The following is a 14,028-nucleotide window of genomic DNA, read 5'->3' on the forward strand; positions in this document are numbered from 1 at the left end:
ATCATCCCATCGAACCAGAGGAGAGAATGCCATGATGTTGAGGTCACTCGTTCCATCCCGCGACGCCGGCGCACTAGTGCGGCCGGATTTCGGACTTTTCGGTTTGCATCGGGAGATCGATCGGCTTTTCAGCGACTTCGCGCAAGGAATGGTGCCGGCCGACGTCACGAAATCGATTCTTCCCAACATCGAAATCTCCGAGACCGACAAGGCCATCGAAGTCACAGCAGAGATGCCGGGGCTTGAGCGAAAGGATGTCGAGATATCGATCGAGGATGACATGCTTACCATCCGCGGCGAGAAGAAGGTCGAAGAAAACCAGAAGGACAAAAATGTCCAGCACAGCGAGCGCACCTATGGTGTGTTCATGCGCGTGCTGCAGATGCCTCCGGGCATCGACCCGTCAAGCGTCCAGGCAACGATGGCCAACGGAGTTCTGAAGCTCACCATTCCAAAGCCGGCCAAACCCGAGCCGAAGAAGATCGAGGTCAAGGAACCTTCCGGGTCGGAGAAAAAAGCTGCTTGAGATGCCCGAGCGTGACGGACACGTAGGCGGCCTTCTCCTCCAGGCCTGGCCCACGTGTCCCGCGCGCCACCGAAGACAGCCCATTGCAGCGCGCTCCGACGGGCAAGCAGTGCGACGCGCCCGATACACCTCAAGTCAAGGAGTCTGATCATGGCGAAAGCAATTGGTATTGATCTTGGAACAACGAATTCTTGCGTTGCCGTGATGGAAGGAAGCAAGGCCAGAGTAATCGAAAATGCCGAGGGCGCTCGCACCACGCCGTCCATGGTCGCCTTCACCGATGATGGTGAAGTCCTGGTCGGACAGCCGGCCAAGCGGCAGAGTATTACCAATCCGGAGAATACGGTTTACGCCATCAAGCGGTTAATCGGCCGGCGTTATGACGACCCGATCACCGAAAAAGACAAAACGATGGTTCCTTACCATATCGTGCGCGGCGACAACGGGGACGCGTGGGTCGAGATCAAAGGCAAGAATTACAGTCCGAGCCAGGTCAGCGCCTTCATTCTCACTAAGATGAAGGAAACCGCGGAAGCCAATCTCGGCAGCAAGGTAACGCAGGCTGTGATCACCGTGCCGGCCTATTTCAACGATGCCCAGCGCCAAGCAACCAAGGACGCAGGCCGCATTGCGGGGCTTGAGGTTCTACGCATCATCAACGAACCCACCGCGGCTGCGTTGGCATACGGACTCGACAAGAAAGGCAGCGGCAAGGTCGCGGTTTACGATCTCGGCGGAGGCACGTTTGATATCTCGATTCTCGAGATCGGCGATGGCGTGTTCGAAGTCAAGGCAACCAACGGCGATACATTCCTCGGCGGCGAGGATTTCGACAAGCGGATCATGGATTATCTGGCCGATGAATTCCGCAAGGAGCAAGGTATCGACCTGCGCAAGGATCGCCTGGCGCTGCAGCGACTCAAGGATGCTGCCGAGAAAGCCAAGATCGAGCTTTCAAGTGCGTCTCAAACTGACGTCAATCTACCGTTCATAACGGCGGACCAGAACGGGCCAAAGCACCTCAACATCAAACTGTCGCGCGCCAAGCTGGAAGCCCTCGTCGATGATTTGATCGAGCGTACGATTGGACCCTGCAAGGCGGCACTGAAGGATGCAAACCTGCAGGCCTCCGATATCAATGAGGTCGTATTGGTCGGCGGCCAGACGCGCATGCCGAAGGTCCAGGAAACCGTGCAAAAATTATTCGGGCGCGAGCCCCACAAGGGCGTCAATCCCGACGAAGTGGTAGCAATCGGCGCAGCGATCCAGGCCGGCGTGCTGCAGGGAGACGTCAAGGACGTCTTGTTGCTCGATGTCACCCCGTTGTCGCTCGGAATCGAGACTCTCGGCGGCGTCATGACAAAGCTGATCGATCGCAACACCACCATACCTACCAAAAAGAGTCAGGTGTTTTCGACAGCAGAAGACAATCAGACCGCGGTCACTATCCGCGTCTTTCAAGGCGAGCGGGAAATGGCAGCCGACAACAAGATGCTCGGTCAGTTCGACCTGGTCGGGATTCCGCCGGCGCCTCGCGGCGTTCCGCAAATCGAGGTCACCTTCGATATCGACGCCAATGGGATCGTCAACGTCTCTGCCAAGGACAAGGCGAGCGGAAAAGAACAGAGCATTCGAATCCAGGCCTCTGGCGGATTGAGTGAGGCTGATATCCAGAAGATGGTCAGGGAGGCCGAAGCTCATGCGGAGGAAGACAAGCGACGGAAGGAACTTGTCGAAGCCCGCAATCAGGCGGATGCCGTGATCTACAGCACCGATAAGGCGCTGAAGGAGTCGGAGGGGAAGATTCCGGCCGACCTCAAGAAGCAGATCGAGCAGGCCATTGCCGACGCGAGGCAAGCCCTCACCGCAGATAACGTTCAGGCAATCCGTCAGGCAGCGGAACGCTTGCAGCAGCAAGCAGCCGAAATTGGAAACGCCATCAGTCGCGCCTCGCAAGAGCAAGGCGGGCAGCCGGGATCGTCGGGCAGTGGTTCTTCCGGCGAAGATGTGGTCGACGCCGAATTCGAGGAGGTTGATCCTCGCGACGGCAGAGCGACTTAAACCCCTGCTTCTGGCCGTGAAGTAGCAGTGACACCAGGAGATTTGGCATGGCAACAAAGATCTCGGATGGCGATATTGACTCTTCACCCCTCGGCGAAGGGAAAGACAACGATCCGACATCAGAAATCGCGTCCTTGCGCGAGCGGCTGATGCGTGCCCTGGCCGAGACTGAGAACACGCGGCGTCTGGGCGAGCGTCGCGCTCAGGATGCCGGGCAATATGCCATCATGAACTTCGCCCGCGAACTGCTGCAGGTCGTCGACAATCTACGCCGCGCCATCGCCGCCGGCGAAGCCAATGCGCGGTCGAGCAACACGGAAGGATTGCTGGAGGGGGTCGCGGCAACGAACGGCATACTGATGCAGATCCTAAATCGTTTTGGCGTCGAGGAGATAAAGGCCCTTAACGAGCCGTTCGATCCCAGAAAGCATGAAGCGGTGATGGAAGCGTCCACCAGCGAACGGCCCCCCGGTAGTGTCACCGAGGTCCTCGAGAACGGTTACATGCTTCACGACCGCCTGCTGCGGCCCGCGCGGGTCGTGGTAGCGAAATCGCAAGAACCACCATCGCAAGCGGCGCAACAATGATGGCGCATTCGCTCGGCGTTGCCGAGGCGCAAACAGGAGTGTGCATTGGCCGCCGATCCTTACACGACACTCGGTGTAAAAAAGGAAGCTACGCAGGACGAAATCCAGAAGGCCTATCGTCGACTGGCAAAAAAGCTGCACCCAGATCTCAACCCCGGCAACAAGACGGCCGAAGAAAAATTCAAGGAGATTTCGGCAGCCTATGATCTCCTGAAAGATCCCGAAAAGCGGGCCCGCTTCGACCGCGACGAGATCGATGCTTCAGGAACAGAGCGGCCACGCCGGCAGTACTACAGGGATTTTGCCGATCAAGGCGGTTACTCGGCCTACACCAGCAACTCAGGCTTTGCCGACTTCGGCGACTATGCTGGTGCCGAGGACATCATCTCGGAGATTTTTGGCCGCGACGGTCGCGTCGGTCGCCGCCGGCGGGGACAGGATGTTCGATACCACATCGATCTCTCGTTCCTTGATGCAATCAACGGCGGCAAGCAATCCCTTGTTCTCCCCGACGGCAGCACACTGGACGTCAACATTCCGCCCGGCACGCGGGACGGTCAGATTCTGCGGCTGAGAGGCAAAGGCCGCCCGGGAGCCGGCGACGGCCCGCCGGGCGATGCGCTGATTGAGATCAGTGTCCTGCCGCATCCCTACTTCACCCGCAAAGGCGACGATATCTATCTTGACTTGCCTATTTCACTGAAGGAGGCGGTACTGGGCGCTAAGGTCAAGGTGCCCACGCGGGGCGGAACGGTCACGGCGACAGTGCCGAAATGGTCGAACACTGGTCGCATTCTCCGGCTGAAAGGACGCGGCGTGCCGCGTCTCGACGGCAGCAAGGGTGATCAGTACGTCACGTTGAAGCTGTTGCTCCCGCCAAAGCCGGATTCGGAACTTGAGAAGTTTGTCGCGCAGTGGCGACCCGTGACGGATAGCCCGCGGCAATCCATGGGAGTGTGACGATGGATATCCAAGAATTCGTCAGCCGATCGCATCTCGATGTCGCGACATTAAGCGCCTGTATCGAAGAGGAATGGCTGGCGCCGCTGGAGAGCGGAAGCGTGTTTCAGTTCTCCGACGCCGATCTCGCACGTGCGCAGCTGATCCGCGATCTTGAGGTCGATTTCGGTGTCAACCACGAGGGTATCGCGATCATCCTGCACCTGCTCGACCAACTCCACGGGCTGCGCTGCCTCGTCCGAGATATTCATGCGATGGAAGTTTCCGGCCGGACCAGGGGTGGCACCTGAGGGTCGCCGACGGTGCGTCGCTGGATTTCGTAGCGGACCATGGCGATGAGCGGAACCCTTGGTTAGTTCTTGCTGCTTGGCCCACCACCCTGCCGCCCTAGAGAGCGCCTGCCGCGCGACTTCGTCGACAGCAGGGAAAATGTGGCAAGGATAGGGAACGCAAGCTTCCCCCTTGATCTGCGCCTTTAAGCTCGGCCGAAGCACAAAGGCATTGGCATTGATGGGCCATCAATTAGGGCGGCAACTCTAGTGCCCAAGCGAAGGCGCAACAGGCCGCAAATCCGATCAGAGAATGCCCCCATTCCAGGAATCCCCAGTCCCGCATCAGCTTGCGCAGCGGCGAGACCGGCCTTCCGAGTTGAACGGCAAAAAGCCAGCTGTTCAACGGCATCATCACCAGATAGGCATATGGCCAGGTTGCCAGAATCGTGATGCCACCGATTATCCAGCGGACATCGCCATTCAGCCTGAACTGGACGTAGGCAATCGCGGCTGAGAGGACAGCAAGGACCGACAGCACCAGCGTTCCGCGCCTGTTGCTCAGCCTCCACTCCTCAATCATCGCACGGCTATTCAGATTGAGCCGCGCCGGTTGCTCGACAAGGCCGACGTAAATCGTGGCGCCGAGGAAGGCGGCGGCGACGGCAAATGCGTAAAGCCCGGGCCGCATCAATCTTACTCCTGGCGCAGTTGGTTCGCCCTATCAATGCGACATGAACACCGGCACCGTCATCGACTTCAGCATTTCGCGGGTAACACCACCCAGAATGACCTCGCGCAGCTTCGCGTGACCGTAACCGCCCATCACGACCAGCGTCCCGGAATTGTCAGCTACGTAGGAGAGGATGGAATTGGTAACGTCGATGTCAGGGGCCGGAACGGTTTCAATCTGGACCTTCACGTCATGGCGCGCGAGGTGCGTTGCTATTTCGACGCCCCTGACTTCCTTGTTCTCTGTGTTGGTCTTCTCATTAAGCACGATCAAAAGATGAACTGACGTTGCCTTGGCAAGCAGCGGAAGTGCATCGTTGAAAGCGCGCGCTGCCGCGCGGCTGCCATCCCAGCAGCACACCACGCGATCGAGATTCAACCCGTCTCTCTGGATATAGGGGACCACAATGAGCGGACGGCCTGACTGGAACAGGGCCGTCTCAATCATGTCGTCGTTGTCCACGCGGCCAGGCTCGGACTGCATGAACACGCTGAGATCGAAGCGCCGGGCGAGAATTGAAAGCATCGCGGGCGCCTCCGCTCCAATCGTTCTCAGCAGTCGGCGTTCTGCTGAAATCAGGCTGCGTCTGGCTGCCTCATCGAAGCGCTCGATTGCAGCGCGTGCGGACTTTTCGCTCTCTGCGACCATCTGCTCCAGGATGTCGGACGGAAGCACCATCATCGTGTAGTCCGGAAAATCAGGGCTATAGGCGAAGGCAACGCCGGCAATGTGGGTATCGCACATCTCCGCAATTGAAATGGCAAAATCGCGGGCCAGATCGCGCGCGACCTGATGCTCGAGATTGACGATAATGTCCTTGATCATTGAAAGGCTCCGATAGAAGACCCCATCCTCATGCGCACTATCGATGATCGTGAAGCGATCAACATTGACGGCAGTCAACCCAAGCAGTTGCAATTGACCGAACGCGGCCGGTCGGGGCCCCGACGACAGCGCAGCAAGAAAGGAAAGCGAATATATCTTCGCTTATGACGCTGCTAGGGACGGCTGTGCACCCACGCGAAAAACTCCCGCCGCCTTCGCCTTCCAGACCGCAAGATCTCGCCGCGCGCGACGGCGAGCTTCCCGAGCCCCGGCGTTGAGGCCGTAATGTGATCATCGGCTTGCAGCGATCTTCAGGACCCAGCCGATACCGCCATTTGAACGGCTGTCAGGCAGGTTCTGCCACGTTGTCGGCTCGACTGACGCCCCGCCCGCTATTTCACGCTACTGAACAAAATGCGATCTGGTTTACGGGCCTACAATGGCGGCGCCAAACGGTTCCCGAGGACGCGGATAGCGTCATAACTTCGACCACAGTGCGACAACCATCGTCAACAAGCGCGCAATCAACGTCAAGGCTCCGCTGCCGGGCGCACATCGGTGCATTCGCGGTGACCGCCATCTACGGGTTGAGATCAATTCGATTTCACTAAGCGCCACTCACCCTTTGGCGCGAGAAATCATTAAAATTCCTCTCGTCCTTTTGCCTGCTTTGCGAGCGCCTGACACTCGCTCGGCAAGATTCCATAAGCTTTCTTAAACCGCCGTGCGAAATGGGTCATGTCGAAAAATCCCCAGCCGTAAGCAATTTCGCTAACAGTTCGATGTGATTGATTTGGATCTTCGAGCGCAGACCGGCAGCGGGTAAGTCGCCTTGCCTGTATTAGACGCATGATGGATGTATCGTGATCAGCGAGAATGTCGTTGGCGTATCGAACGCTAACTCCTGCGGCACCTGCCACCGTCTGGGCGTCAAGTGTCGGATCGCTTAGCCTGGCTTCGATCACCGACTGAATGTTAAGTAGAATAAGCGCTTTGCCAGAGGAAACGCGCGGTTGCCGATCATCCATTGTCATCGCGAGCGATACGGCCACCAAGTCCAGCGCATGGCTTCCCACCATCTCTTCGCTTATCGGGTTCATTTTTCCGGCAAGCGAAGGCAATTTGGCCGAAAGCGAAGATGTAAGACTATCCTCAAGCCTGATGGGCTTTATCAACCGCGCCGTCATATTTCGGATCTTTCCGATCCGCGCTTCCAAATCGCGGCGCGGGACCTTGACCACGAGCGTCGTCGAAGACTCCGAGAATCTTCCATCGTAAGGCCGCAAGGGGTCCAGGAGGGTGACATCGCCAGCTTCGAGTAGGATTTCGCGAGTATCCTGCTCAAGAAGAATCGAACCCGAGGTCTGTCGACAAACGAAAAGATGGTCCGACCTTGTGTGGCTGACATGACGCGTGGTGTGCGACACCCGCATCGAGGAATTGTGAAAGAGTATGAGTTCGAATCGCCCAAAAGATCCGGTGTTGATTTCTGCCTCGAAGCTCAGCCGGTTCGCCGGCCGAGAATCGTGATCTACGATATTTTTGCAGGCGACGCTGTGCCAGAAGTCGAACTTATCGCGCGGGTGCACTAGCTTCGTCGAGAACACAGTTTTCACGCAGGTTTTCCTTAACCATCAACTGGCCGATTACCAGCGCCAAAGCAGCCGACCGACATCGCGGCCGCTCTTTATAATCCGTGTCCGCGCCCGAAGTGAGGCCGTTCGAACAGCCCCGGAAGCTGGGGTACAGCCTGAACACTGTGGAGATGGAATTGCAATGATCAAGGGACCAAGTCAAGACGAACGGAGTCAAGTGCGGGCACGGTGCCAGTTGCTGCCTGACGCTCCGCAAATGGTCGGGGCGGACGAAGCGATGTCGGTTTCCTGCATTGCTCCAACCCTCACGCCGGAACTCTTCAATGGCCCGGATAAGTTGACGAAGCGCACTTCTCAAGTTTTCGGTGTGGGCGTCGACAGACTGACTGGCCTTCCCGGTAGGTTGGAACTGCGCGAGAAGCTGCAGGACAGCGCCCGCTTTGCGGAAGCCCTGGGTCAGTCGTCCGCGCTTATCCTGCTAGATATCGACGACTTTCGCGACGTGAATAATACGCATGGTCACGATGCGGGGGACGTGTGCTTGCAACAGGTCGCTCGGCATCTCGTGTCTGCGGCGGGCGAAATCGGCTTTCTGGCAAGAATGGGCGAAGATGAATTCGCTATCCTTCTTCAGGGGCACACTCATCGGTCGGTCTGCTTCGTTCTCGAGCGCATCAAGGAAGCGATTTGCAAACCGTTACGCTACAAGCGACTTACGCATCGCCTCACCGCTTCAATAGGCGTCGCCATCCGCTGCGACGGACAACGCTTCAATCCAGATGAATTCATTCGCGACGCATCACTGGCACTGGACGAAGCCAAGCGAGCGGGCAAAAATTGTTATCGCACCTTTCGCCGTGCTTTTCTCGCAAACTGTCATGAAAAACTCGCGGTACTAAGAGACGTGTGTGACGCGTTGGCCGCTGGCGAGTTTGAGCTGTATTACCAGCCGAAGATAGCTCTTGGCGATCAAGTACATAAAGGTTTCGAGGCTTTGCTGCGATGGAAGAAGCCGAACGGTCGGATCTTAACTCCGGAGTCCTTCGCGGCGGCACTTCATGATCCATCAATGTCAATAGATATCGGGAATCATGTAATTGCATCGGCTATCGACCAGGCTCGGCGGTGGATGAAAGCGAGCGTCCCATTCGCCAGCGTCGCTGTAAATCTCTCAGCGAGCCAGTTTCGTGATCCCCGGCTGGGACACCGCCTCTTGAATGCAATTGCGGAGAGCGACCTAAACCCGGCTATGATCGAAGTAGAGGTCACTGAGGGTGTGTTCTTGTCGACAGGGACGGACGCCGTCCTGCACGCGTGCAAAATTTTGAAGCAAGGTGGCGTCCGTATCGCCTTCGACGATTTTGGAACTGGATATGCTTCGCTTACGCACTTGCGCGATTTTCCAGTAGATACGATTAAGATCGATCGATCCTTTATTGATCAGCTCGGTCAGGGGCACAACACCACAGTGATTGTCAATGCCATGGTCGGTTTGGCGCACAATCTCTCGATGAGCGTCGTTGCGGAAGGCGTGGAAACGCAAACGCAAGCAGAGTTCCTCAGAGCGATCAGTTGCGACTCGGCGCAAGGCTACTTCTTCGGGCGGCCTGCACCCGCTGACCTAGCCACCCAGCGCTTGGAACGAATTCGTACCGCTTAATCAAACTAGTTTGCTGCCGCAGTTGAAGGCCGACCGTGGACACGAGAGAGCGCGGTGTCAAATGCAAGAATATTTCCGCTGCACAGAATCGCTGATCTCGGCCTGGGTTCGCGTGCCAGGCTCGTCTCTAATTCAGTGTGCAATAACGTCTGCGTCTGAGCACGCAGCCGAGCTGAAGGTGGATGATCCGTTTGCGTTACCAGATCGCTTCGAACTACTCTTTTCGCCTATTGCTCAAAGCTGGCGCGAATGCATCGTCGTTTCGCGCATTTATCACGCCCGATCAGTCAGCATATCCTTCCTCGGTCGACATTTCTCGATCAGGCGCTAGTCGAACACAGGTCTGAGAAAGCTGCACTAAACAGCGGGATCATTTGATACGGCCGTCAAGATTTTTTTTAAATTGTGCTAACGGTGTTGCCGCCCAACGAAGACAGGTGGCAAGGCCCGTCGAGCTTGCGTTGGTTATTCCGATATAGCTGACACCGATTATCGCGACAAAGTAATGGCGCTTACAGGGAGCTTCGAGCGCGATACTCGCTGGTTGAGTTACTTTCTCAAGCTGCTTTCCACTGCAATGGAGCGACAGGGCTAACTCGGGCAGTGATGCGTATTGGGAAGGCACCTGGTTTGTCTGCAAAGGGCTTTAAGCGAATACGCAAGACTGTTCAACGAACCAAATCTGATTCGTCAAACATAGCGCTCATTTGCTCTTTAAGCCGCATTACGAAGATGAGGGATATATTTGTAAAGAGTCGCATCCGAAACGCCGATCCGATCGGCTATCTCTTTGATTGTACGGTTGCCATCACGGATCAGCGCTTTGGCAACAGTGATGTCCCGATCTGACATAGCTTGAGGAAGGGCCACCCCGCCGCCTAGCTTTCGCTGCCGCTAGTCCGCAATTGTTCTTTCCCAATGATGCTACGCTCGAACTCTGTCAGAGCGCCCGCGCGATGAAGGACAAGGCGGCCTCTTGGCGTCGTCGTGTCGATCAATTCTGTGATCGATCGGAAGCCACATGCTTTCGATCTGGTTATCCGAAATGGCGCAACGGGGACCTGTTTATCAGTTTAGATTGGTACTCGCTTATCTTCCCTCAGTGGTGTTCTCACCACCGTGACAAGAATAACAGCCCTTAGTTCCGACACGACACCCATATGCTTGAGATCCGCACCACCGGTTTGCGCGCGATAATTAGATGCGCTCGACCTCCTCGCCTTGAGGTGCGCCGCAACCCTCCAGCAAGGCTTTGATGCCGCGCAAAGCTGAAGGAGTTCAAGTGTTAGGCTGACTTCATCGATCTGATCAGTGCTACGGGTCCACACCGAGATGCGGTCGTCGAACTCGATGAGTTGCCTGCCAGCGCGACACTCCGCGGCGGTTGCGAGGAGAGGCTTTGACGGGATAGCGATAGCTGTTGGTGATCTGCACTGGCTGGATGGAGGACATCCGGCGTCTTATGAGTTTCCCCGGCAACTGCCTCTTCCGTTCCTGGAACCCCCAAGCCCGCGCCAGCGTCGGCGACGAAAGCCGCCTCGCCGATTGAGGATTGTCAATGCGGCCTCGAGGAAACCCAATGAAGATGGTCTATCCGTGCCTCGCGCACGAGGCCGCTCAAGTGTAGGCGGTAAGCAACCAGATCATGCGCTCCTTTAAATTTGGAGCGCGATCGGACGCAAAACCGGTTTCTACTTTTGCTGATCGCGCCCGGGCGGAGCGGCAGGCTGAGGGAATGATTCATGAATATTGAGAAATACACCGAGCGTGCGCGCGGCTTTATCCAGTCGGCGCAATCGCTGGCAATGCGCGATGGCCATCAGCAATTCTCGCCACTGCATATGCTTAAAGTCCTGTTGGACGACAGCGAGGGTCTTGCCGGCGGTCTGATTGACCGCGCCGGGGGCAATTCGCGTGCGATACTCAAAGCCACCGAGGACGCGCTCAACAAGCTGCCGAAAGTGTCGGGAGGCGGTGCCGGCCAAGTCTATCTAGCGCCCGAGCTGGCGCGGGCGTTCGACGCTGCGGAAAAAGCCGCCGAGAAGGCCGGCGACAGTTTTGTCACGGTGGAGCGGTTGCTGCTGGGCCTAGCGCTTGAGAAAGGCAGCGAGGCGGCCACAATCCTCAGCAAGGGCGGCGTCACGCCGCAAAATCTGAATGCGGCGATCGAGGCGCTGCGCAAGGGCCGTACAGCGGACTCGGCGACGGCCGAAAATGCCTATGACGCGCTGAAGAAATATGCGCGCGACCTGACCCAGGCGGCGCGCGACGGCAAGCTTGATCCGGTGATCGGACGCGACGAGGAAATCCGCCGCACTATCCAGGTGCTGTCCCGCCGCACCAAGAACAATCCCGTCCTGATCGGTGAGCCCGGCGTCGGCAAAACCGCGATCGTCGAAGGCCTGGCGTTGCGGATACTCAATGGCGACGTGCCAGAGAGCCTACAGGACAAGAAACTGCTATCGCTGGATATGGGCTCGCTGATCGCGGGCGCGAAATATCGCGGCGAATTCGAGGAGCGGCTGAAAGCCGTGCTGCAGGAAGTCACTTCGGCCGAGGGCGGCATCATCCTGTTCATCGACGAGATGCACACGTTGATCGGCGCTGGCAAGGGTGACGGCGCGATGGATGCGTCCAATCTGCTCAAGCCCGCGCTGGCGCGGGGCGAATTGCATTGCATCGGTGCGACCACGCTCGACGAGTATCGCAAGCACGTCGAAAAAGACGCCGCGTTGGCGCGCCGGTTCCAGCCGATCTTCGTCTCCGAGCCGACGGTGGAGGACACCATCTCGATTCTGCGCGGCCTGAAGGACAAATATGAGCTTCATCACGGCGTGCGCATCACCGATTCCGCGCTGGTCGCGGCAACCACGCTGTCGAACCGCTATATCACCGACCGGTTCCTGCCGGACAAGGCGATCGACCTGATGGACGAGGCCGCCGCGCGGCTGAAGATGCAGGTCGATTCCAAGCCGGAAGAGCTGGATTCGCTGGATCGGGAAATCATCCGGCTGAAGATCGAGCAAGAAGCGTTGAAAAAGGAAAGCGACGCGGGCTCGAAAAGCCGCCTGCAGGCGCTGGAGAAGGAACTCGCCGATCTCGAAGAAAAGTCAGCGGCTCTGACAGCGCGCTGGAGCGCCGAGAAGAGCAAGCTATCGAGCGCGCAGAAGCTGAAGAGCGAACTCGACGCCTTGCGTATCGAACTCGCCAACGCGCAACGCCGCGGCGAGTACCAGCGCGCGGGCGAGCTGGCCTATGGCCGGATTCCTGAGCTTGAGAAGAAGCTTTCCGAGATCGAGGCCAAGGAAAACGCCGGCGAGATGATGGAGGAGGCGGTCACCGCCAATCACATCGCACAGGTAGTATCGCGCTGGACCGGCGTCCCCATCGACAAGATGCTGGAAGGCGAGAAGGACAAGCTGCTTCGCATGGAAGACAGCTTAAGCCGACGCGTCGTCGGCCAGGCCGAAGCCGTGCATGCGGTGGCAACCGCGGTACGCCGTTCGCGCGCGGGCTTGCAAGACCCGAACCGCCCGATGGGCTCGTTCATGTTCCTTGGCCCGACTGGCGTCGGCAAGACCGAGCTGACGAAGGCGCTCGCCGAATATCTGTTCGACGACGAGACTGCGCTCGTTCGCATGGATATGTCCGAATACATGGAAAAGCATTCGGTCGCGCGGCTGATCGGTGCCCCTCCGGGCTATGTCGGTTATGACGAGGGTGGGGCACTGACCGAGGCGGTGCGGCGTCGTCCGTATCAGGTGGTGCTGTTCGACGAGATCGAAAAGGCCCATCCCGACGTCTTCAACGTGCTGCTGCAGGTGCTCGACGACGGCCGGCTGACCGACGGTCAAGGCCGCACCGTCGATTTCCGCAACACGTTGATCATCATGACCTCGAATCTCGGCTCTGAATTCCTAGTCAATCAGCCGGAGGGCGAGGACACTTCGGCGGTGCGCGAGCAGGTGATGGGCACGGTGCGCGCACACTTCCGTCCCGAGTTCCTGAACCGCGTCGACGAGATCATCCTGTTCCACCGCCTGCAGAAGAGCGAGATGGGCCGGATCGTCGAGATCCAGTTCTCCCGGCTGCAGAAGCTGCTGGAAGAGCGCAAGATCACGCTCACGCTCGATGGCGCGGCGCGCGACTGGCTCGCCGCCAAAGGCTGGGATCCCGCCTATGGCGCCAGGCCGCTGAAGCGGGTGATCCAGCGCAATCTGCAGGATCCGCTGGCAGAAATGATCCTCGCCGGCGACGTCAAGGACGGCGATCGCGTCGTGATTTCGGTCGAAGGCAACCTGCTGACTTTCAACGGCAAGGCGCCGCAGACCGCTGAGATCGCGCAGTTCGAGACGCCGGCGCCAAAACGGAGATTACACTGAATTGCCTGCCTCGGACGCCGCGCAACGCGCTGCGCCGGGAATATCAGATCTAATTGGCGACGGGACCGGCTTCCATGTCATCGTCCTCACTCGGATCTAGCACCGCGAGGATATCCAAACGGCCGTTCGCGGATAAAAGCCGGGTGTAACCGACTTCCTTGAGAAGACTTACAGCGATCATGCCTTGCGCGGATCGATCGAGGTGGCGTTTGCGAGAGACCCATCACAATCGCGACCGCGATATCGCCGACGCCAAAGACCGCCGCATCTCTGATCGACCCTGCATTACATGCTCACCTTCAAATTGCGCCTCTCAGCAGTAGCCGATTTTTGGCGCGAACACTCCGTTGCGACCAAAGCCAGTTTGGCGTTGCCAACATCCCAATATAGGTATCCAATTCTTTCGGGCAGCCCAAAACTAACTCGAGGC

12 protein-coding genes are annotated in these 14,028 nt (G+C 58.0%); 7 read left to right on the top strand and 5 right to left on the bottom strand.

The window, feature by feature from the left end; genetic code table 11:
- Window positions 1-31: 31 nt before the first annotated feature.
- From ACZ5C3_RS23475 to ACZ5C3_RS23495, 5 genes are all read left to right on the top strand, one after another.
- A complete protein-coding gene (locus tag ACZ5C3_RS23475) occupies window positions 32-526 on the top strand; it encodes an Hsp20/alpha crystallin family protein (protein ID WP_464033474.1) in 495 nt (164 codons plus the stop codon).
- Between the two features lie 150 nt (window positions 527-676).
- Window positions 677-2,587, top strand: coding sequence for a molecular chaperone DnaK (gene dnaK / locus ACZ5C3_RS23480; RefSeq protein WP_464033476.1), 1,911 nt, complete (start codon window positions 677-679; stop codon window positions 2,585-2,587).
- Window positions 2,588-2,634: 47 nt separating this feature from the next.
- Entirely contained in the window at window positions 2,635-3,174 is a 540-nt protein-coding gene (locus ACZ5C3_RS23485; protein WP_464033478.1) for a nucleotide exchange factor GrpE, read from the top strand.
- 45 nt (window positions 3,175-3,219) lie between these two features.
- Window positions 3,220-4,134 carry a DnaJ C-terminal domain-containing protein gene (locus ACZ5C3_RS23490; RefSeq protein WP_464033480.1) on the top strand — a complete coding sequence of 305 codons (915 nt, stop codon included), beginning with the start codon at window positions 3,220-3,222 and terminating at the stop codon, window positions 4,132-4,134.
- Window positions 4,135-4,136: 2 nt separating this feature from the next.
- Complete coding sequence (locus ACZ5C3_RS23495) at window positions 4,137-4,424, top strand: chaperone modulator CbpM (protein WP_464033482.1); 288 nt, start codon at window positions 4,137-4,139, stop codon at window positions 4,422-4,424.
- Between the two features lie 232 nt (window positions 4,425-4,656).
- Here the strand turns inward: ACZ5C3_RS23495 and ACZ5C3_RS23500 are convergent, their stop codons facing one another.
- The 3 genes from ACZ5C3_RS23500 to ACZ5C3_RS23510 form a co-directional block, all read right to left on the bottom strand.
- Complete coding sequence (locus tag ACZ5C3_RS23500; RefSeq protein ID WP_464033484.1) at window positions 4,657-5,094, bottom strand: anthrone oxygenase family protein; 438 nt, start codon at window positions 5,092-5,094, stop codon at window positions 4,657-4,659.
- Between the two features lie 33 nt (window positions 5,095-5,127).
- Window positions 5,128-5,961, bottom strand: a complete 834-nt coding sequence (locus ACZ5C3_RS23505; protein ID WP_464033486.1) for a universal stress protein — start codon at window positions 5,959-5,961, stop codon at window positions 5,128-5,130.
- 641 nt (window positions 5,962-6,602) lie between these two features.
- Entirely contained in the window at window positions 6,603-7,577 is a 975-nt protein-coding gene (locus ACZ5C3_RS23510; protein WP_464033488.1) for an AraC-like ligand-binding domain-containing protein, read from the bottom strand.
- A gap of 160 nt (window positions 7,578-7,737) precedes the next feature.
- On the opposite strand from ACZ5C3_RS23510, the gene ACZ5C3_RS23515 reads away from it, so the two are divergent.
- Window positions 7,738-9,216: a putative bifunctional diguanylate cyclase/phosphodiesterase gene (locus ACZ5C3_RS23515; RefSeq protein ID WP_464033490.1), complete on the top strand. Its 1,479-nt coding sequence runs from the start codon at window positions 7,738-7,740 to the stop codon at window positions 9,214-9,216.
- 714 nt (window positions 9,217-9,930) lie between these two features.
- Here ACZ5C3_RS23515 and ACZ5C3_RS23520 read toward each other — a convergent pair.
- Window positions 9,931-10,068 carry a helix-turn-helix domain-containing protein gene (locus tag ACZ5C3_RS23520; RefSeq protein WP_464038414.1) on the bottom strand — a complete coding sequence of 46 codons (138 nt, stop codon included), beginning with the start codon at window positions 10,066-10,068 and terminating at the stop codon, window positions 9,931-9,933.
- A 26-nt stretch (window positions 10,069-10,094) separates the two neighbouring features.
- Complete coding sequence (locus tag ACZ5C3_RS23525) at window positions 10,095-10,214, bottom strand: hypothetical protein (RefSeq protein WP_464033492.1); 120 nt, start codon at window positions 10,212-10,214, stop codon at window positions 10,095-10,097.
- Window positions 10,215-10,958: 744 nt separating this feature from the next.
- Between ACZ5C3_RS23525 and clpB the strand changes: the two genes are divergently transcribed.
- Window positions 10,959-13,598, top strand: a complete 2,640-nt coding sequence (gene clpB / locus ACZ5C3_RS23530; protein WP_464033494.1) for an ATP-dependent chaperone ClpB — start codon at window positions 10,959-10,961, stop codon at window positions 13,596-13,598.
- Window positions 13,599-14,028: the final 430 nt, after the last annotated feature.

The sequence above is a fragment of the Afipia dichlorophenoxyacetatis genome, from assembly GCF_055386385.1.